The following is a 20,691-nucleotide window of genomic DNA, read 5'->3' as shown; positions in this document are numbered from 1 at the left end:
TATCTATGGTAAATGACAGGGAGGCAGGGTTCAACGAAGAAGAAAACTAACTTTGTCGCACACCATTGTGACAAACCTATTGTTTCTCAAAAAAGGCCAGTTATTCTTACAGCTTGCAGCAGAAAAAGCAGACTGAATGAAAATCTTCAGTCTGCTCTTTACAGGTTTATTCAAAAGTTCCTTTGACAATAGCCTGTCCGCCTTCTACCATGGTCCTGCCAAGGGCTATGACGGTATCAATCTGATAATCGTCCGGATCCAGCATGACCAGGTCTGCATCCCTGCCTGCTTCAATCGCCCCTTTATGAGGCAGCTTTAAAATGTCTGCCGGATTTTTGGTTATGACCCTGATTGCCTGGTCAAGCGGGATATCTTCAAGAAGGATGCTGTCACGGACTTCACTATATAAAGAGGATATCTTTCCGACCTTCATGCCGATCAGTTCTCCTGCCTCGTTAAAATCCGGCAGGCTGCCCTGGGCGTCAGAGGTAAAAGTAATCTGTGATATTCCGACCCCTGCGGCAAGCATCCTTTTCAATCCCCTGCTGCATTTAACCTCCCCTTCCTCCTGGAACTTAGGAATGGAGCTGGTTGTAAAATCAACATAGCCCCCCCTTTTGGCATATCGGATGCCCTCTTCAAAGAGGTGGGGATTGCGGTTGATATGTGTCGGGTAAAATTGGCGAAGCGGAATATCAGTCTGTTCCACCACATCTTCAATCAGCTTCAAATGATCATAGCTGTCGCCAACATGGATGTTGACGATTCCGGCTTTGCCTGAAAGCATTCCCCCGATCCGGGCTGCAGATGCTATTTTGGCGAGCTCCTCTACGGTAGGCTGGGAAGAACGGTGATCGCTGATGGCAATTTCTCCTGCCCCGATTATTTTATCAATCAGGATGATATCATCTTCAATTTTCCCAGTGAGTGTCTTTACCGGCACCTGATAGGATCCTGTCTGGGCATAGCAGGTGATTCCTTCTTCCTCCAGCGCCCTTGCTTTGGCAATCAGGCTGGGCATCGTCCTGGTGGTACCATCTGTTCCGATTACGCCCACAATGGTGGTAATGCCTGCCAGAGTGGCATCGGTCAGCTGCAGCTCAGGAGTCCTTGTCCGGTAGCCGCCCTCGCCGCCACCACCTATGATATGGACGTGGGCATCAATGAAGCCGGGTACTACCAGCTTTCCCTCTGCCTCTATTATCCTGATATCTGCAAAGCCTTCAGGCAGATCGATATGATCCTTTATATAGCCAATCTTATTCCCTGTAAGCAGTATATCTTTCTTTCCTATATGATCAGGTGCATATACATTCCCGTTTCTGATGAGAGTCAGCAACCTATTGTCCCCCTCTGTGATAAATGCCTCATTATTCAGAATGATTATGCATTTATCTTAAACCTGACTTCACCAGCCGGCAAATCTTATGCCTTATCCAGCAGCTTCTACTGGAAAAATAGAGAAGCCCTGTCATCATTTTGACATGTTTAGACTTCGGGAGCCGGGGTAAATCTCAAGTAACAATAAACGATAAAAAAACAAACAAAAACTATAAATATACTATAAAGGAGAACTGAACCATTATGAAAGAAATCATCTCTACAAACATTAACCTGGATAGACATTTTACAATGAAAGATATGCTTGAAATCTATCAGGCCGCTAAGCAATATAAAGGCAACACAATCATCTATTGCAATCAGAAGTCTGTTGATGCTTCCAATATGCCAAAGCTGGTTTCCTTCCTGCTGACCCAAAAGGCGAATACATCCATTAAAGTGATTGTCGAAGGGGTGCAGGCAAGGAAGCATCTCGCTAAAATCAAGGAAACTTGCGCAAACCGTGTATCTGCATTCAAAAAGGCTGACCAGCCATTAATGACGGAAACCGTTTAATTCCCAGAAAGGCAGTGAACCTATAATGATCCGGACGATTCTTATGATAATCGGCGCCATCGTTGTGATTGGCGCACTTGTAAGCTGGCTGTTCTAACGACAGCAAAAAAAAGAGCCGACCGGCTCTTTTTTATTTTAATCTTCATGCTTTTTCTCTTTCTCTTTCTCTTTCTCTTTCTCTTTTTCCTTATCCCTGCCCTTTAAGCGGTCTTCCCATTTCCCTTTTTCTTCACGCAGCTTTTCCTGCCACTTCTCGGCTTCCTTCCTTAAATTCTCCTCCCATTCTCTGGCCCTCTTCCATCTTTCTTCTTTCTCTTTTTGTTCAATATAATAAGAGATATGCGGAACATTGAAGGATTCAGCATCCTGCCCTTCAAGAGCAGCCGCCATCAGCTCCCGGAAGATCGGGGCCGCGCCTTCACTGCTTGTCGTTGTTAAATAGTGGTTTTCATCTGTATGGTCATAACCGACCCATACAGCACCGGCAAGCTGAGGTGTATAGCCGGTGAACCATTGGTCCTTTACGCCATCTATCCCCTCTATCGGCACCTGGGTCGAGCCTGTCTTCCCGGCCGTCTCCCTTCCAGGAATGCCTGCTGCCTTCCCGGTTCCCTGCTCCACTACCCCCAGAAGCATGGTTGTCATTTGTTCTGCTGCTTCTTTAGAAACTGCCTGCACAGACTTTTCTTCCCGTTCGGCTATTACATTTCCTTGGGCATCTTCGATCTTTATGATTGCATGGGCCTCTTCCCTTACACCGTCATTGGCAAATGCCGCATAAGCACCGGCCATCTCCAGCGGAGACACACCTGATGACAATCCCCCAAGAGCAATCCCAAGATCTCTGTCGCTCTCCTCCAGAGGGATTCCAAACCGCTTGGATGCTTCAATCCCCGCTTCAATGCCGATTTCATTAAGTATCCATACCGCCGGAAGATTAAGCGAATCTTTGACGGCCTCGTACATTGGCACCTGCCCGCGGTACTGTCCATTATAATTGCCTGGTTCATAGCCGCCGAAGCTCATTTTCTCATCTTTTACCTGGTCTGTTGCCTTCCATCCCTCTTCCAGAGCCGGCGCATAAGCAGCCAAAGGCTTCATAGCTGAGCCGGGCTGGCGCTTCAGCTGGGTGGCCCGGTTGAAGCCCCTGAAGACATGCTCGCCGCGTCCGCCGACCAAAGCACGGACACCGCCTGATTCAGGATCCACCAGCACAGCTCCGCTCTGGACGATCTGATCTTCTTTTCCTTGCGGGAAAAGATCATCTCTTTGGTAGATTTCTTCTGCGGCTGCCTGCATTTCCGGATCAAGTTCAGTATAGATCCTGTATCCCTCTGTCAATAATTCATCCTGTGTCAGTCCATATAATTCGATTGCTTCATCCAGAACATGATCAACATAATAAGGGAACTTTCCTTTCAGTGGATCGCCGCCCCTGTCATTGAGAGCAAGCGGCTCTGCTTTGGCTTGTTCAAATTCACTGGCAGAAATATAGTTCTGCTCCTTCATTTGAAGCAGGACCGTATCCCGCCGTTCTACCGCCTCTTCAGGATGGCCGATTGGATTCAGGGCAGAGGGGGCCTTGATGATTCCCGCCAGAATAGCCGACTCGCTTATGGTCAGATCTTCGGCATCTTTGCCAAAGTATTTAAGGGCAGCATTTTTGACCCCCCATGCCCCTTCCCCGAAATAAATCTGATTCAAATACATCTGAAGGATTTCTTCCTTTGAATATTTCTTATCTATTTCCCTTGCCAGGAAAAACTCTTCCATCTTCCGCTTGTATGTTTTTTCATGGGTGAGCAGCGCATTCTTCGTCAGCTGCTGTGTAATGGTGCTCCCGCCTTCGACCACACCGCCAGCTTTGATATTAGTGAACAGCGCTCTCATAATGCCTTTGTAGTCAATGCCGCTATGTTCATAAAATCTTTTATCTTCTATTGCGACCACGGCATTTTTCAGGCTGTCAGGGATCTGGTCGGCACGGAGGCCTTCATTTTTGCTTGCTGAAATTTTGCTTGCCTCTTCCCCGCTGTAATCGTAAATGACCGTGGGCTGTGACATCCCGTCCTCCAGATTGCTGATATCCGCGTCCTTGCCTTGAAAGTAAAAGAAACTAAGGAAGCCGAGGATCGATGTAGAAGAAAATAAAAGGACGATTTGTAAAATCCGTTTTAGTCTATAGATTCGATTTTGTTTGTTTCTGCCTTCTCTTGTATTGCTCATTTAATCACAACCTTTATTGAAACTGTCTTGGTGACTTCTTATCATACTGTAAACAATTTTCTTAAAGACTTTTACTCAAAAATTATGGGATATAAACCATAATTATCCTTATTAGCAGTTTGGGCACTTTTATATAATCCGAAAGTGTTCCCCCTTTTATAGGGGTACAAAATTTTGATGCCGCTCAAACAGGCAGGATTCTTTTATCGGAAATATGGGTAAATAGAAAATAATCACAACTCTCCTATTAAGAAAGGATGATGACAATGAACCAATTCAATCGGATTGTAGTCGGCTATGATGATACCGAAGGCAGCAATAAGGCACTGCAGCTTGCCGTTCAGATGGCAAAAGGAAACCCGGAGGCACATGTACTGGTTGCAAATGTCTATGATGAAAAGGTAGAAAACGTAATGACTGATAATGAAAAGAGAGTGGAGCCGGTAAGAACAAACGGATATATGCTGGAAGGGATCCAGATTCCGCCTATGTCGATCAGGCATGATGATCCCAACCCGCCAACACACGCCATTATCTCAAACAGCGTGGATGACGCATTCTATAAAGCCAAACAGGAGCTTGAACCCCATAATATCCAGGCAAAATATGATTCTCTTGACGGCAGCCCTGCAGAAAGCATCTGTGATTACGCTTCGGCAGAAGGAGCCGATCTGATCATTGTCGGAAACTCCGGCAAAGGCGGGCTGAAGCGGATGTTCCTGGGAAGCGTCAGCAGCAACATCGCCAAACAGGCTCCGTGCCCTGTGCTGATTGCGAAATAATCATTTCCGGCTCATACAAAAAACGCTAAGATACCCAGTATCTTAGCGTTTCTTTCTCTCTCCATTCACAGGCACAGTCAGGGTTACTTGTCCGCATCTGCCCCTCTTGCAATCTCGAAAAAACGCTCTTTTGACTCTTCTTCATCAAAACTGCTGTAGACTCTGTACAGGTCTTCATCTATAATCCGGAAATGCTGGCTGATGATATTCTGCTGAAGCATAAATCTGCCTCTTTTTTCGACCTCTCTCCACCATATTTTGCCTCCAAGGGTTTTTTCTTTACGATAATCAATACCTTCCCTTGCAATGGTTTCAAGCACTTCAAGCGGTTCGTTTCCAAATAGAAATTGCACGGTTTCGGTTTCACGGAACAGGGCACAGACAGCCACTACTGTGGACCAGCCCGCATAAGCTCTGCCCTTTTCAATCTGAACAAGTGTTTTTTTGGAGATCCCGATAATTTCCGCCATCTTATCCTGGGTATATCCTGCCTCTGTACGAATAAGGCGGAGCTTTTCTGAAACCTTCATGATAATCTCTTCTCGTGTCAATATTCGCGCCACCCTTTTCAAGTGTAATATTACACCAATTCTAACACATTATAAAAGCAGGTATAACTTTTATATTTATGAATTTGATAAATGCCTGTACTTTTTTATGCCCTTCACCATTCAGATTAAACTGAGGCTTTTTTAATAGGACACACCAGCCATCCAGTATTTTACATAAACTATCATAATTTTACACTTTGTCATCCAATCCCCGATCTTTCGATAAATTTCTGTAAATTCCCAAGAAAATTCCGGAGGATTTATCCCATTATAGGCGAATGTTAATACAGCAAGGTTAATAGTCAAAAAGATAGGCGGAGGGTAAAATGTTATCACTATCAAATCAAAAGCTGCTTGACTTTCTTGAAAGAGAGAAGCATATTCTTCTGGAGCAATGGAATAAAGAGATTGTCTTAACAGAGACAGATCCTTTCAAAGATTATATAAGAGAAAACGGTGAAGCCATGTTCAGCCTGATCTTGACCAGTTTGTCCAAGTCAGAACAGGATCTGGATGTCTATCTTCAGCAGCTCGCCATCAAAATTGCCTCTCAGCGTGTAAAGGCCAATATCAACATTGGCGAATTTGTCTACAATGTAAATATGGGCCGTTCCATCATCTATAAAAATCTCAACCGGGTTGACGTCCACTGGGATGATCTGCAGAAATGGATTGACAGGATCAATGTATGTTTTGACAAATTTCTTTATTATGCTGTCAGCCATTATACAGATGCCAAGAATAAGATCATTGATGAAAAAACGGAATTCATCAATTCAACCCATAAAGACCGCCTTACTCTTCTGGGACAAATGACATCCAGCTTTATACATGAATTCAGGAATCCGCTGACTTCCATTCAGGGTTTTGTTCAATTGCTTAAAGCTGAAAACCCTCCCATGAATTATTTAGATATCATTTCAAATGAGCTTGAACAGCTCAATTTCCGTATCTCGCAATTCCTGCTATTATCCAAGAAGGAGCTTATCGGAAAGGAAAAAACTACCTTCAACCTGAACAGTTTGGTTGAAGAGGTACTGATTTTCCTGTATCCAAGCATATTGGATGCCAAAGTCCGTATTATAAAGGAAGTCGATGAGAGCACCCATCTTTGCGGCTATGAAGATGAAATCCGCCAGGTGCTTATCAATATCATCTTTAATGCCATCGATGTCTTGAACCCCTATAGGGAAGATCCGCTCATTGAAATTATCTCATTCATGACTTCAGACTCTTATGTACGGCTCGAAATCAGAAATAATGGCCCGCAAATACCTGAGCATCTGCTAAGTTCCATTTTTGAACCTTTTGTTACGACCAAAAAACTGGGAACCGGGCTGGGACTTTTTGTCTGCCGGGAAATCATTGAAAAGCATAAAGGCTTCCTTTCCTGTGAATCAGACTATGATAAAACCATTTTCAGCATGACTCTGCCTCTGCATACCGGCGAAAGAGCAGCAGATTCCGGCTGCGAATAAATGAAAGAAAATTTACGCTGCTCCGCTTTCCTGTGTATGATTGGATTGTCAGGCAATGCTACCGGATAATTCAAACTTTAGAAAAAGAGGGGGCGAAGATTTGTTTACACTAGAAGTTGATAATGAAATCCGGCTTCAGCTGTTTCAGCTGCATCATGCCGACGAGCTTTATGGTTTGGTGGACGGCAGCAGGAACCATCTAAGGGAATGGCTTCCCTGGGTAGACAGCATGACCTCTCCCATGCAATATCACAGCATCATCCCTTTGTGGCTGAAGCAATTTGCCGAAAACAATGGCTTCAACACTGGTATAAGGTATAAGGGGATACTGGCAGGAGCCGCCGGCATCCACCAAATTGACTGGGCAAGCAGGCAAATGAGCATAGGCTATTATCTGGCCGAAGGATTTCAGGGAAAAGGAATCATGACAAGGACAGTCCAGGCAATGATCAATTATGCTTTTAATGACCTGCGTTTGAACCGGATTGAGATCAGATGCGGGATCAGGAACCATAAGAGCAGGGCTGTCCCTGAGCGGCTGGGGTTCACACAGGAGGGAATCATCAGGCAGGGAGAGTTCCTTAATGGGCATTACCACGATCTGGTGGTTTACGGGCTTCTAGCGGAAGAATGGAAATATTAATCGGCAAAACAAAAAGCCAGCAATGCTGGCTTTTTCCATTATCAAATAATCCTCCGGCCTATCTGGGACAGCGCAAAATAGATGCCGTGCTGAAGGGTCTGGAAGCAATCATATTTCGAAAGCTTGATGCCGGACTGAGTGATGGCCACTCCCAGTTCAGCTGATATGCCGACAAGGATGGTATCTGTGCCGATGAGTGATGCGGCAGATCCAAGCTTATGAATGAAATCACCTGTAAAATTGCTGATATCATTATCAAGTCCGGTCAGATCGAGGACAAGATATTTAGCCTGGTATTTAGGCAAGTTGTTCAAGGTCTTTGTCAGCAGATCTTCTGAACGGCTCTCATCATATTTTCCGATCAGCGGTACAACCACAATGCCTTCCAAAACCGGAATGATTGGGGAAGACAGCTGCCTGACCAGGTCATGCAGCTCCATCGTCTGTTCTGCGACAAGTTCCTCAAGACTCCGTATTTGCTCGGACTCTTTCCTTCTGGAAAGCTCATGGATGTTGTGGGACACCGTTACATCAGAAGGAAAATACTTGACTTCGGTATAGTCATGGCCTTCTATCTGGCTGGCTGCTACTTCATACCAGATATTCTCCCCAAACAGCCCGGTAAAAATCCCGGCATAATGGGCAGGCAGGAAGGTTCCGCCCGTTTTTTTATTTTGGGCAAGATTGATTTTATGTTCCCACGTATCCTGCAATTGCACCGTAACTGTTTTTGCCTCTTCATCAAGCTCTGTTACAACGGTTTTTCCCCAGCCAGCAGACGCGTAGGTGTTGGGAATCAGCTTTGTTGCATCTTCAACAGATACAGTTTTAAGTTTTTCGAAATACTCTCCGACCACCTGTCCCATCCGGTAGCCTGTTGTCTCCAGCACCACGCTGGCTGCTTCTTCACCGGAAATTTCCTCAATGGTGTCAAAGAAAGTCTTCATCGCTGAATTGATCCAAAATAATACGGCGTCTTCCCCTTCAAAGATGAACTGGCCATTATTGAAATCCCACTGGAAATCGAGGCCATGTACATTAATAGAAGGTTTGCTGTCCGGCAGTTCATTTAACTTCATTGCTCTACCCCTTATCTTTAATACATATCAAGAATAGTCAGAGATTATTTCTTACTATCCTGGTTTCTGCCATTTCCTATACTATAAATTTATACTTTAAATGGGACGATGTCTAATTTTCTGCAGGGAATAGCAGTTTAACCTTTGCTGCAGGCGGGAAATAAAAGAGAAATCCATAGAAAAGGTGCATGAAAATAATGAATGATAAAAATATCCGGATGATACAGGAAGAATTACCCGGCTTTGCCGATGTGCTTAAGCATGCCTTTGATAAAGGCCAAAGCGAGGCTGAGCTGACAGTGAACGACCTGCTGGCAGACTTGAGGATCCAGCTGCAGCCGGTCATTCAGCGCCAGCAAAAATAGATCATGGAGGACAGGCTGCCGGAAACATCCGCAGCCTGTTTTTTCATTGGAAATTTCAAGCTCTTCCACATGGTTTATCCCTCTGCAAAAGGCTTTGCCATAAAGCCGGGATTTTATTAGGAATATACTCACTTTGATACAAGACAAGCGGCTTCCCAGGATGTCCTTCTTTTTAAGAACTGCCGCTGAATGGGCCCGAATCAGCACAGAAGACTAACGAGCCTTTGGAACAAAAAAACCGGAGAATTTACGGTGTAATTTTTTGTATTTTCCGATAAATTGATTCATAATTGTTCATAAGCTGTATATATTCTCATAAAATAAGAGTAATCACTCCATTTCAACCGCAACGTTTGACTGTACGGTTTAAGTTACCGTATAATTATGGTTAATTTTATGAAAATATACATCTTGTTTTTTGAACAGCCAAACCATCATAATGAAGAATTTAAATCTGATACCGAGGTGATAAGATGGGGCATTCTATCGCATTGGTGAACTAGCAGCGATTGCAAATGTATCAAAAAGAACGATTGACTATTATACTGCATTGGGCCTGATAAAGGCTGAAAGATCGAAATCGAATTACAGGCTTTATTCTGAAGATGTGCTCCTTGACCTTACATTCATTGAAGAATGCAAAAAACTGCACATCCCGCTTGAAGAGATTAAGAGAAAGCTGGAATTGAAGAAAGATGGGAAAGCGGCATCAGGGACCGTCGAGAAGCAGATTCTTGATGTTGCACAGCAGATAAGGCACCTTCATACAGAGATTTCCTCCCTCCTTCCGCTCATTCAAAAGCTGGACGGGGAAGAAAAAAACAACATCTCCAAAAAGCTGAGTACGGAAGGGTTGGCTTTGATCCAGTCTCTTAAAACCTTAACAAGCTAAAATATTTTTGTATTATCAGGAGGTGACTCCTTACTCGTTCACGCGGGATAAGGAAACTTATTGGACATATTAAACTTGGTTATTATAGCCATTTTAATTGCTTTTACGGCATTTTTTGTCGCTTCGGAATTTGCGATCATCAGGGTGAGAAGCTCAAGGATTGACCAGCTTATAGAAGAAGGCAGCAGTTCTGCACTTGCTGCAAAGAAAGTGATTACAAACCTGGATGGCTATCTGTCCGCCTGCCAGCTTGGCATTACCGTGACCGCGCTGGGAATTGGGTGGCTCGGGGAACCAACAGTCGAGCATATTTTAAGGCCGGTGCTGACGAACCTCAGCATCCCGGAATCTGTATCACATATACTTTCTTTTTCTATTGCTTTTGGCTTCATCACGTTCCTCCACGTTGTGATCGGGGAACTTGCGCCAAAGACTCTCGCTATTCAAAAAGCTGAATGGATTACGCTTGCATTTTCCCGTCCGCTGATCGGTTTCTACAGAATCATGTACCCTTTCATCTGGGCGCTGAATGGCTCTGCACGCTTAATCACTGGCTTCTTTGGATTAAAGCCGGCTTCCGAGCATGACCTGGCACATTCTGAAGAGGAGCTGCGCATCATTTTATCCGAAAGCTATAAAAGTGGTGAAATCAACCAGTCTGAGTTTAAGTATGTAAACAAGATATTCGAGTTTGATAACAGGATTGCCAAGGAAATCATGGTCCCGCGGACGGAAATCGTTTCGCTTGCCAAGGATGATACGCTCGAAACCTTCCTGCAGCTCGTCCATGACGAAAAGTTCACAAGGTATCCGATTATCGATGGAGATAAAGACCATATTATCGGGATGGTCAACATAAAGGAAATCATCACTGACTTCATCAAAGACCGGGAAATAACCTCCAAGACGCTTGAAGCATATACACGGCCGATTATCCGGGTCATCGATACGATTCCGATTCATGACCTTCTGGTGAAAATGCAGAAAGACCGGATCCATATGGCCATACTGATGGATGAATACGGCGGGACTTCAGGCCTCGTGACCGTCGAAGATATAATAGAAGAAATCGTCGGCGACATCCGCGATGAATTTGACAATGATGAGGTCCCCATGGTCCGGAAAATGGATGAAGGGCATTTCATCTTTGATTCCAAAGTTCTTGTGAGTGAAGTGAACGATCTCCTTGGACTAGAAATTAATGATGAAGATGTGGACACAATGGGCGGATGGATCCTGACAGAGAACTATGAAGCGAAGCAGGGCGATACGATCCATTTTGACTCCTATGACTTCACCATCCTTGAAATGGAAGAACATCATATCAAGTATATCGAAGTAAAGAAACTCCAGGAACAGGCTGAGCCGGTCGAACAGCAGACTGAGCAGATTATGCTGGCTAAGTCGGAGGTCCTTTCCTAGAAAAAAACCTTTCCCAATGCGGGAAAGGTTTTTTGTTTGGTTTATTGGGAAATTGTGAAAAAGGCTGGTCACGTGAGCACAGCTGGCTTTTCTTTTGCCTGGGTATGTATCCCACCGGTCTCTCGATCATGACCCAGGCTTTTTTTCGGCTGTTCATGTATCCCAGCTGGTCTTTCACATACATGACTGGGGTTTTTATGGCTGATCATGTATCCCAGCTGGACTCTCACATACATGACTGGGCTTTTTTTAAACTTGTCATGTACCCCAGACGGGCTCTCGCATACATGACTGGGCTTTTTTTCAACTTGTCATGTACCACAGACGGGCTCCCGCATACATAACTGGGCTCTTTTCCGGCTGATCATGTATCCCAGCTGGACTCTCGCATACATGACTGGGCTTTTTTTCAACTTGTCATGTACCACAGACGGGCTCCCGCATACATAACTGGGCTTTTTTCCGGCTGGTCATGTATCCCAGCTGGACTTTCGCATACATGACTGGGCTTTTTTTCGACCACTCATGTATCCCAGACGGGCTCTCGCACATGACTGGGCTTTTTTTCAACTTGTCATGTATCCCAGCTGGTCTCTCGGATGCATGACTTAGCTTCCCTTCGACTGTTCCTGTTCCCCAGCCGGACTCCCGGATGCAAGCCGCAGCAAAATATGCCCACTATCACCCTTCGCGGAGTCAACGTCACACCACTTCATTTCGAAAACTGATCCTAAAGAGTGTCCCTTGATTTCTTTCGCTTTCTACCTCAATCTCCCCATTATGAAGCTGGACGAGCTGTTTGACGATGGAAAGGCCGATCCCGAATTCTCCGAAGGTGCTGCTTGTCCTTGACAGATCGGCTTTATAGAAGCGGTGCCAGATCGATTCAATTTCCCCTGGATCGATGCCGATCCCAGTGTCTTCTATCTCAATGACAGTTTCTTCATTCCCTTTCCGCCCTCTCAGCCATACAGTTCCCCCATCGGTGAATTGGATGCTGTTCTTGACAATGTTGATGATGATTTGGATGATGCGATCATAATCTGCTTTTACATATAGCTCCTCATCTGCATCAAGCACGATTTCAATCCCTTTTTCTTCAGCCTGGATATCAAGCTGCTCCTTGACTACTTCAAACAGATCCAGTACCTGGATATTGCCGATGTCCAGCTTGATCTGGTTGGAGCGGATCTTCTCATAATCAAGATTCTCATTCACAAGCCTGATCAGCCTTCTCGCTTCACGGTCAATCAAATCCATGCCCTTTTGCTTTTCCTGCTCAGGTATGAGATTGTTCTTCAGGCCTTCTGCCATGCCGCTGATGGTCGTGAGAGGCGTCCGCATTTCATGTGATACATCTGCAATGAACGTTCTCCGCCTGTTTTCAAGCCGTTCGATTTCTTCATTGGATGATCTGAGCTTTGCGGCCATATGGTTGAAATCTTCTGCAAGCTCCCCTATTTCATCAAACTGGGTGTTTTTGATATTAACATTATAGTCCCCCTTGGAAATCATCGAGGTCGCGTTCCTCAATTCTTTAATGCGTTTGAGGAGATTTTTGGACAGCACCCAGCTGAGGAGGATTGTCGCGGTCAGACTGATGACAATGGTATACAGCAGGAATTTATTCAGCTGGCTGGCCATCTGGAGTGCACCGCTAATCGGCGACATGAGGAGAATCCCCCCTGTCATTCTGCCGTCATGCATATATGGTATAGCTACAAGGGTCACTTCCTGCTCAAAGCGTTTGATATCATGCTTGATTGAGATTGAATGACCGCCGGCAAGCCTTTGCCGCTCCTCTTCTGTGAATAATAAACTGAGCCCCCTCGTCTGGGGATAGATGACACCGTAATTTGCATCAAATAGATAATAATTGATATTGCGCGCCCTCAGCAGCTGACTGTACTCTTCCAGAAACCGCTCATTGCCCACCGGCCTGACAGAAAGCTCCTTCAGCACCTGTTCGCCATATGCATTCAGCTCCTCCGTCTTGTTTTGAAAAACATAATTTTGGACGAACTGGGTAAAAAGCAGGCTCAATAACAGGAAAGCCATGATCAGGATGCTGATATGGCTGATCAGAAGCTGATAGAAATATTTAATTTTCACCTGCGGCCTCCGATTCATCAAATTTATAGCCTATTCCCCATACCGTATGGATGAACGGCTGGGATGTGGTGCCGATTTTTTTGCGCAGGCGCTTGATATGCACATCGACTGTCCTTTCATCCCCATAAAATTGATATCCCCATACCCGGTCGAGGAGCTGCTCCCTGGAAAAAACCTGCCGCGGGTTTTTGACAAAATAATAAAGCAGGTCAAATTCCTTTGGCGTAAGATTATTCAAAGGCTGGCCTTTGTAGAGCACTTCTCTCGTATCCTTGCTGATTTTGAAAAACTGGCTTGAGATATAGTTTGCTTCTTCCTGCTTGGAGGAATCAGCCTGATATCTTCTTGTAACAGCCTTGATCCTGGCCATAAGGGCAAGCGGACTGAATGGCTTTGTCACATAGTCATCCGCTCCCATCTCAAGGCCGAGCACCTGGTCTGATTCACTGTCTTTCGCTGTCAGCATGATAATGGGGACTGTGCTCAATTCCCTGATTTTCCGGCAGAGTGTAACACCATCCATGACAGGCAGCATCCAATCGACGATGACAAGATCCCATGATTCTTTATTGAATGCATCAAAGCCCTCCTGGCCGCTGTGGACAAACCTGCCTGTATAGCCTTCTTTCATAAAAAACATTTCAAGCATCGAGCAGACACTTTCATTATCTTCAACTACCAATATTTTCATCTTCAAACACCATCCCCGGACAACCGCCCGTTAATATAATGAGACTCTGCAGCACATCAGTACAGACTGCAGCCGAATCTCTGATAAAACGATAGAAATCAGGATGCTTTCAATGCTGGACATCCTCCCTGTACTTCCGGGCTTTTATACTCATATTAAACCAAAAAATTCTCCATATCCAATTCCTCAGCCCGTGTGGAATCTTTCGCCTTCCATTATGGTGCAGGAGAGCCACACCTGGAGAATGTATCAGAGTTGTTTCCAGCTTCGCCAATTAGATAAAATAAATGTATTGCTGTAAAATCCTGCATCCCGCATTAAGAACAGAAATATGTTACACTGATTAACATTAAGAACCCAGACTTTCAATACTTTTATTTGTTTCCTTTATAAAGCCCTTAAAATATAATTATATTAACACATTTTCAACGCTGAACTCCCACCTTCCACAGATTTGGCACAGGAGCACCAGCGAAGGAACAGCCGACAGAACTTCCTTGCCACGCGACCAATATTTATCGAAGAAGGTGGTCATAATGGAACAATACGCAAAACAGCTTACTGATGCCCTGCTGTCAGGAGACCAGGATGAAGCATGGGAGATTATATATGGCCAGCACAAACATTCAGCCAATACACTTGAAATTTTTGAAAAGCTGATTACCAAATCCATGCAGCGTGTCGGCGAGCTTTGGCAGAATGACGAAATCTCCGTTGCCGATGAACATTTAGCCACCACAACATGTGATTTTGTGCTTTCGCGGTACAGGCATCAGGTTTCCAGGGAAGTCCATCCGAAAAAAGGAAGGAAAGCGATGTTTTTCTGCCTTGAAAATGAACAGCACTTTCTCGGCTTGAAGATGGCAGCCATCATCTTTGAGGAAAAAGGATGGGAAACAAAGCTGCTGGGCCCGAACGTTCCTTTAGAGAAAGGAAAAGAGTCGGCAGAAGAGTGGCAGCCTGATGTAATAGGACTGTCCTTCACCATGATCAACCATGCCGAGAAGCTTTCCTTTTATGTAAAAGAACTTGAAAGCCTTACGCACTCGCCTGCGGTATTTGTCGGGGGCCGGCTGCTCAAATATTACGATTTTACCAGCCATTGCTCCAGCAAAACAACGCTGTTGAAAGAGCTCATAGACATTGAGCAGTGGATTCCAACTTTACCTTTTGGAGAGGAATTGAATGCAAGATAATAAGCTATTGCCCCTGCCCTATTTTAAAATAAATGAAAAACTTGATATACTCGAAAGCTCTGCTGAGACAGCCAGCTTGTTTCTGCCTGCCGGAAATCTGCTGGAGCTGATTGATGATGAAAGTGCAGAAAAAGCGAAGAATGTCCTCCTGAATAAAAAGAAGAAGCGGACAGAGCTGAATATGAAAACCCACTCTTCCCCTTTTGCTTTAGTTACAGTGCATATCAGCTGGAACGGGGATACTGCCCACCTTCTGCTGATTGAGGAAGATGATAAGATAAATATTCTTGCCGGCCAAGTGGAGAAGCACAGGCAGCGGCTTGCTGAAACTAACCTGGACCTGCTTGAGAGCAAGGAAAGCGCTGAAAGATCATACAGAAAGGTGCTTGAGCTTTCCAGCCCTTTCATCCATATATCAGACGAACTTGTGCTCATCCCGCTCTTTGGAGAGCTCTCGGAACAGCTGATCAACCAGAATAAAGATCGGCTGCTTGACATGCTGCATGATTCAAATGTGAATCGTATTTTAATTGACTTCAACGGTGTCGGCAGCATCTCGCGTGACGGACTGATCCTTTTCCAGCAGCTCCTTTCCCAATTCAGTCTGCTGGGTGCAGAATCCGTCCTGATAGGCATCAGCCCTGAGCAGGCAAAAATCATCCACAATAATTTCCCTGGGCTTGAAGCCAAATATATCAATAGTCTTCATAAAGCTATAAGAAAAGGACTATAAGGAAAAATTAGAGGAGGACCTCAGTGAGGCCCTCCTCTCAACATTACTGCTAACCTAGGAAATGGTGTGTTAACTTATGAAAAAGCAGAAATCAAAGGCCCGGACATGGCTGACTACACTGAGAAAAAGAAAAAAAATGACACAGGAGGAGATTGCTTCTAAATCCTTCATTGACAGGGCGTACTATGCACAGATTGAGAATGGCGACAGAAATCCCAGTGAAGAAATCAGACAGAAAATAGCCGGCATCCTTGACTTTCACCCTTCCACTTTCATTCTTGCAGACGAGAGTCCCTTCCGTTTTGCTATGGAGCAGGCCCCCATGGTCATTGCCCACTGCGATCTTGATTTAAGATATACCTGGCTATTCAATCCTCATGCTGACTTTTCTTCAGAAGAGTCGATTGGGATGCGCGATGATGAGCTGGCCGACAACAGCGGGACCCGGGCGCTTATGCAGCTTAAGCAGAAAGTGATTGAGACCGGAAAGAGTTTTCGTGAGGAGATTACATTTCCCCTCTCAGATGGAGAATTGACCTATGTCGTTTTTGCCCGCCCTTTACTGAACGGTGAAGGCAAAATTATCGGTGCAGCCACCGCCTCCACAGGAATCTCCTCGACAGACGCCGATACATAAAAAGGACGATGCTCAAAAAGCGTCGTCCTTCTGCATGCGGCCCTTAAATCCACTCTGATATTTGTTCTACGGCAAGACGGTTGGTTGGCCGTCCCGGCTTTGCTGCTTTTCCGACAGTGATCAGCATGATCGGGACATAACGGTCTGACACACTGAACTCCTCAATAAATGCCGGCACATTAAAGCCGCCGATTGGGCACGTATCCAGGCCCTTTGCTTTTGCTGCCAGCATCAGCTGCATGGCCGCCAGTGAAGCATTGCTGAATGCTGCATCTCTGGCTTTACTTTTATCTTTATAAGCTCCCTCAACCTGCTTGATGAGAATCTGCTTGATTTCTTCCGTCATAAGGCCGTCAGAAACATCCTGGCTGAAGACCGGTTCAGCGTTTTTATTGGCCTCCAAATCCCCCAGCACGGCAAAAACAGCTGAGGCCTCCACGATTTGCTGCTGGTTGTAAGCGATCGGCAGCAGGCGCTGCTGTGCCTCCCCACCATGAAAAACAAGGAATTTCCAATGCTGCAGATTCCATGCTGACGGCGCTTTTGCCGCCAATTCAATAAGCTCTTCCACTTCACCCTTCGTAAGCTTGCTTTCTGGGTCATAATTTTTAACGGACCTGCGCCCGGCTGCTATTTCAAAAAAATCTGCTGTCTGCTGTGCCATTAAGTTCCACTCCTAAAAAAGAATCGAGTTCATACAACCTCGATATTATAATGAGAAAATATTCACCGTCAAGCAACTCCACTTCAGACAGCGGCAAAATATAGCAATAGAGGCCGCTCACAGCGGCCCCCTTACTATATCCAGGCAGCATGCTCCCTATTCCCATCAGGCAAGATAGACGAAATATGCCAGAAAGGCCACGAACAGCCCGTACATGATTGGGTGGATTTCTTTTCCTTTTTTCAGGGCAAGCATGGCGGCCGGATATAATATGAAGCCTAATGCAATCCCTGTTGCAACACTGAAGGTGAGCGGCATCATAAGGATCGTTACAAACGCAGGTATGGCGATTTCAAGCCTGGTCCAGTCAATCAGCCGCACTTCGGATGCCATAAGGGCCCCCACAATGATAAGGGCCGGAGAGGTTACTTCAGCCGTAATGACACCGAGCAGCGGCGAAAAGAACAAAGCAATGGCAAAACACCCGGAAATGATGACAGAAGTGAATCCGGTCCTGCCCCCTGCCGCAATACCTGAGCTGGATTCAATCATGGATGCTGTCGTGGAAGTTCCGAGGACGGAACCAACAACCGTAGAAGCAGAATCAGCCAGAAGCGCCCGGCCGGCATTTGGGATTTCGTTATTTTTCATCAGTCCCGCCTGGCTTGCGATGGCAATCAGGGCTCCTGCGGTATCAAAGAAAGCAACGAACAGGAATGTGAAGATGACGGCAAGCATTTCCGGCGTAAACACCTGATCCAAATGCAAGAACACTTCCCCGAAGGTCGGTCCGAGGCTTGGGATAGGCCCAACCACTTGCGTTGGGGACTCAATCACCCCAAAAATCATACCCGCAGCAGCAGAAACGACCATTCCATAAAAGATTGCGCCTTTTATGCCCTTTACAAGCAGGATAACAGTAAGGATGAAACAGAAAACTGCCAGAAGGACAGCAGGTGATTTCAGATTGCCGATCGATACAAATGTTGCTTCATTTCCCACAATCAGTCCGGCGTTTTTCAGCCCGATAAAAGCGATGAAGAAGCCGATTCCCGCAGCAATGGCATGCTTCAAGTCCCCGGGAATGACATTAATGATTTTTTCGCGGATTTTCAGGAGACTTAAGATAACAAACAGCACACCAGATACAAATACGCCTGTCAAGGCTGTCTGCCAAGGAATTCCCATCCCGATGCATACAGAAAAAGTAAAGAACGAATTCAGTCCCATGCTTGGCGCTATCCCGATAGGATAATTGGCAAGCAGGCCGATCAAAAGCGAACCAATGATGGCAGAAAGAGCTGTAGCTGTGAAAACAGCTCCTTTATCCATCCCGGATTGGCTCAGGATAATAGGATTGACGATCAGGATATAAGCCATGGATAAGAACGTAGTGATGCCGGCAACCGTCTCCTGTCTATATGTGGTGCCTCTTGAAGTGAATTGAAAGAAATTGGACATTTGGCTCCTCCTGCAGGAATTATTTTTGAAGTTGTTTCTCTTTAGGCTTATTGTTGTCCAGAACTGAAACAAAAAAAGCCCCGCTTTTACAAGCGAAGCCGCGGCGCAAATATACAGGAAGCCCCAAAAAAGAATACGGGGAAAAGCTTAACCTGTAGACAAGCCATTTACGGCAGCTTGGTAGAAACGTCCAGACCTTATTTCCGGACATATACAGTAATAAATATTTTATGAATATAATGTTGCCATTCTAACAAGCAGAATCCGCAAGCGTCAATTTAAAAATAAATTCAGACTACTGATATCGTTTTCGGGGCCAGCACCGTCCCGTGGTTGAATTTTACAGAACGGCAGTGCATATTCACTGTTAAACCCTGAGCAGAATGGGTATTAAAGTGATAAGGACTAAATTTATAAAGAAAGGAAGGTGCAGAATTTGATCATCGTCTACATCAGTTTAGCCATTTTTGCCGGAGCCCTTATTTATCTCGGCATCAGCGCCTTTAAAATTTATAAGGATTCCAAGCCCGCTATCCAAAACCTGACAGAGACTGCTGCAAGGCTGCAGAAACAGACTGAGAACATTAAAACTCAGACAACTGAGCTCACGGCTCACCAAAAGGAAATTCAGCAGGATATCCAGGCGAAAAAGGAAAAAGTCAACCATGTTGTTGTACAGGCAAAACAAACTCCAAAGCTGTTTAAAAAGCTTTGGACGAAACGCATCCCTTATGTGAACAAGTTTAATTAATCCATAAAAAAAGGAACCTCCAAGGTTCCTTTTTTTTATGCTTCAGTTGAAGGAAGCGGCAGCCTTCTTCTTTGCCCGTACTGTAGGGCTTACGCGCTCCCGGTGATAGATAGCATTGATTTCTCCGCCTACCACAAGGGTAAGACCCGTCAGATAGAACCAGAGCATAAGCACGATGACTCCCCCTAGGCTTCCATAAGTACCTGAGTAATTGGCAAAATTGCCAATATAGATGGAAAGTCCAAGGGAGATCAGCTGCCAGATGACGGTTGCTGCAATCGCCCCCGGTATAACATGCTTGAAAGGATAATGCTTATTCGGCGCCAGCTTGTAGAGGACAGAAAGTACAGCCGCTATGACGATTATGGCGACAACCCATCTCAGAACCGAAAACAGGATTTGCATTTCATCCGGGATATTGATGAAAGATTGGACAAGATCCAAAATTACATTTCCGAATACCGGGAGAACCAAGGCAACGATCAGTGAAAAAATAAGGCCGAGTGTAAGGCCGATCGAAATGAGTCTTGCCTTGATGAAGGAACGGGTCTCCTCGACGTCAAATGCCTGATTCATCGCCCGTATGAAAGCCTGCATCCCGTTGGATGCCGACCATAATGTACCAATAATACCGAAAGTCAGCAGGCCGCCGCTTGGCTGTGTCACTATGTTCACGACATTTTCTTCAAACACAGCTGCGGTTTCGGAAGGCATGACGGTCTGCAGAAAGGAAATGGCCTTTTGCGGATCAATATTCAGATAAGGAACGATGGACAGCAGCAGAATGAGGATCGGGAATATGGAGAGCATATAATAATATGCCTGTTCAGCTGCGAGTCCTGTTGCCCTGTCATCTTTTATTTCCTTTCCAAGTTTTTTTAAATACGCTATCATTTTTTTCATTTGTGATTCATCAACTCCTGCCAGCCCGCTTAAATGGGGATTATGATTTATTGTCCTTTTCCCTCTAATGCCGGCCGCTAACCGCCTTATTTTATATTCCAATGTATTACCAGAAATACTCTGGAGGGAACCCCGCTATGCCTCCCTCTGCAAAAAACTGCAGGCCATGCGCAGCTGCAGTATACTCAGGAATTCACTATTCCGCGTGT

General features: G+C 45.3%; 20 protein-coding genes and 1 riboswitch. Of the genes, 11 read left to right on the top strand and 9 right to left on the bottom strand.

The features are described 5' to 3' along the window. Positions 1–166: 166 nt before the first annotated feature. The gene (gene iadA, locus Q9R36_RS21815; RefSeq protein WP_022543551.1) at positions 167–1,339 is read right to left on the bottom strand and encodes a beta-aspartyl-peptidase; all 1,173 of its coding nucleotides are present in this window, start codon (positions 1,337–1,339) and stop codon (positions 167–169) included. 245 nt (positions 1,340–1,584) lie between these two features. Between iadA and Q9R36_RS21810 the strand changes: the two genes are divergently transcribed. Next, entirely contained in the window at positions 1,585–1,896 is a 312-nt protein-coding gene (locus Q9R36_RS21810) for an HPr family phosphocarrier protein (RefSeq protein ID WP_009795126.1), read from the top strand. A 135-nt stretch (positions 1,897–2,031) separates the two neighbouring features. Here the strand turns inward: Q9R36_RS21810 and Q9R36_RS21805 are convergent, their stop codons facing one another. After that, a complete protein-coding gene (locus Q9R36_RS21805; protein ID WP_253616502.1) occupies positions 2,032–4,122 on the bottom strand; it encodes a transglycosylase domain-containing protein in 2,091 nt (696 codons plus the stop codon). Positions 4,123–4,388: 266 nt separating this feature from the next. On the opposite strand from Q9R36_RS21805, the gene Q9R36_RS21800 reads away from it, so the two are divergent. Then, positions 4,389–4,904, top strand: coding sequence for a universal stress protein (locus Q9R36_RS21800; RefSeq protein WP_022543549.1), 516 nt, complete (start codon positions 4,389–4,391; stop codon positions 4,902–4,904). An 83-nt stretch (positions 4,905–4,987) separates the two neighbouring features. On the opposite strand, the gene Q9R36_RS21795 is transcribed toward Q9R36_RS21800, so the two are convergent. Continuing rightward, positions 4,988–5,455 (bottom strand): helix-turn-helix transcriptional regulator, encoded by a 468-nt coding sequence (locus Q9R36_RS21795; protein ID WP_035403123.1) that lies wholly within the window; start codon positions 5,453–5,455, stop codon positions 4,988–4,990. A 326-nt stretch (positions 5,456–5,781) separates the two neighbouring features. On the opposite strand from Q9R36_RS21795, the gene Q9R36_RS21790 reads away from it, so the two are divergent. Together Q9R36_RS21790 and Q9R36_RS21785 are read left to right on the top strand one after the other, a co-directional pair. Beyond that, the gene (locus Q9R36_RS21790; protein ID WP_009795121.1) at positions 5,782–6,933 is read left to right on the top strand and encodes a histidine kinase N-terminal domain-containing protein; all 1,152 of its coding nucleotides are present in this window, start codon (positions 5,782–5,784) and stop codon (positions 6,931–6,933) included. A 100-nt stretch (positions 6,934–7,033) separates the two neighbouring features. Further along, complete coding sequence (locus tag Q9R36_RS21785; protein WP_101551024.1) at positions 7,034–7,576, top strand: GNAT family N-acetyltransferase; 543 nt, start codon at positions 7,034–7,036, stop codon at positions 7,574–7,576. A gap of 41 nt (positions 7,577–7,617) precedes the next feature. On the opposite strand, the gene Q9R36_RS21780 is transcribed toward Q9R36_RS21785, so the two are convergent. Next, the gene (locus Q9R36_RS21780; RefSeq protein ID WP_101551026.1) at positions 7,618–8,655 is read right to left on the bottom strand and encodes an STAS domain-containing protein; all 1,038 of its coding nucleotides are present in this window, start codon (positions 8,653–8,655) and stop codon (positions 7,618–7,620) included. 197 nt (positions 8,656–8,852) lie between these two features. Here Q9R36_RS21780 and Q9R36_RS21775 point away from each other — a divergent pair, with 197 nt between their 5' ends. The 3 genes from Q9R36_RS21775 to Q9R36_RS21765 all read left to right on the top strand — a co-directional run bounded on the left by Q9R36_RS21775 (position 8,853) and on the right by Q9R36_RS21765 (position 11,334). Continuing rightward, a complete protein-coding gene (locus Q9R36_RS21775) occupies positions 8,853–9,020 on the top strand; it encodes a YwzD family small protein (RefSeq protein ID WP_187445529.1) in 168 nt (55 codons plus the stop codon). A gap of 490 nt (positions 9,021–9,510) precedes the next feature. After that, positions 9,511–9,912, top strand: a complete 402-nt coding sequence (locus Q9R36_RS21770) for a MerR family transcriptional regulator (RefSeq protein ID WP_311225871.1) — start codon at positions 9,511–9,513, stop codon at positions 9,910–9,912. 60 nt (positions 9,913–9,972) lie between these two features. Continuing rightward, positions 9,973–11,334 (top strand): hemolysin family protein, encoded by a 1,362-nt coding sequence (locus Q9R36_RS21765; RefSeq protein WP_022543546.1) that lies wholly within the window; start codon positions 9,973–9,975, stop codon positions 11,332–11,334. Between the two features lie 702 nt (positions 11,335–12,036). On the opposite strand, the gene Q9R36_RS21760 is transcribed toward Q9R36_RS21765, so the two are convergent. Further along, the gene (locus Q9R36_RS21760) at positions 12,037–13,446 is read right to left on the bottom strand and encodes an ATP-binding protein (RefSeq protein WP_311225861.1); all 1,410 of its coding nucleotides are present in this window, start codon (positions 13,444–13,446) and stop codon (positions 12,037–12,039) included. After that, entirely contained in the window at positions 13,436–14,137 is a 702-nt protein-coding gene (locus tag Q9R36_RS21755) for a response regulator transcription factor (RefSeq protein ID WP_009795111.1), read from the bottom strand. Before Q9R36_RS21755 ends, Q9R36_RS21760 begins: the two co-directional genes overlap by 11 nt. Positions 14,138–14,673: 536 nt before the next feature. On the opposite strand from Q9R36_RS21755, the gene Q9R36_RS21750 reads away from it, so the two are divergent. The 3 genes from Q9R36_RS21750 (at position 14,674) to Q9R36_RS21740 (ending at position 16,703) form a co-directional block, all read left to right on the top strand. Then, positions 14,674–15,333, top strand: a complete 660-nt coding sequence (locus tag Q9R36_RS21750) for a cobalamin B12-binding domain-containing protein (RefSeq protein WP_101551030.1) — start codon at positions 14,674–14,676, stop codon at positions 15,331–15,333. Further along, positions 15,323–16,066, top strand: a complete 744-nt coding sequence (locus tag Q9R36_RS21745) for an STAS domain-containing protein (protein ID WP_101551032.1) — start codon at positions 15,323–15,325, stop codon at positions 16,064–16,066. The genes Q9R36_RS21750 and Q9R36_RS21745 overlap by 11 nt, the downstream gene beginning before the upstream one ends. A gap of 76 nt (positions 16,067–16,142) precedes the next feature. Beyond that, a complete protein-coding gene (locus tag Q9R36_RS21740; protein ID WP_129613563.1) occupies positions 16,143–16,703 on the top strand; it encodes a helix-turn-helix domain-containing protein in 561 nt (186 codons plus the stop codon). Positions 16,704–16,746: 43 nt separating this feature from the next. Here Q9R36_RS21740 and Q9R36_RS21735 read toward each other — a convergent pair whose 3' ends face one another. Further along, complete coding sequence (locus Q9R36_RS21735) at positions 16,747–17,367, bottom strand: nitroreductase family protein (RefSeq protein WP_148950886.1); 621 nt, start codon at positions 17,365–17,367, stop codon at positions 16,747–16,749. Between the two features lie 165 nt (positions 17,368–17,532). Next, entirely contained in the window at positions 17,533–18,828 is a 1,296-nt protein-coding gene (locus Q9R36_RS21730) for an NCS2 family permease (RefSeq protein WP_094768335.1), read from the bottom strand. 135 nt (positions 18,829–18,963) lie between these two features. Continuing rightward, positions 18,964–19,065: riboswitch (purine riboswitch) on the bottom strand. A 199-nt stretch (positions 19,066–19,264) separates the two neighbouring features. Here Q9R36_RS21730 and Q9R36_RS21725 point away from each other — a divergent pair. Then, positions 19,265–19,579 (top strand): DUF948 domain-containing protein, encoded by a 315-nt coding sequence (locus Q9R36_RS21725; protein WP_022543543.1) that lies wholly within the window; start codon positions 19,265–19,267, stop codon positions 19,577–19,579. A gap of 42 nt (positions 19,580–19,621) precedes the next feature. Here the strand turns inward: Q9R36_RS21725 and Q9R36_RS21720 are convergent, their stop codons facing one another. Further along, complete coding sequence (locus Q9R36_RS21720; protein ID WP_094768457.1) at positions 19,622–20,482, bottom strand: YihY/virulence factor BrkB family protein; 861 nt, start codon at positions 20,480–20,482, stop codon at positions 19,622–19,624. Positions 20,483–20,691 lie beyond the last annotated feature (209 nt).

Origin of the sequence: Bacillus sp. AG4(2022) (assembly GCF_031844465.1) — a bacterium.
Classification (GTDB): Bacteria; Bacillota; Bacilli; order Bacillales; family Cytobacillaceae; genus Bacillus_AB; species Bacillus_AB infantis.
This window is presented reverse-complemented; position numbering and strand designations above follow the sequence as displayed.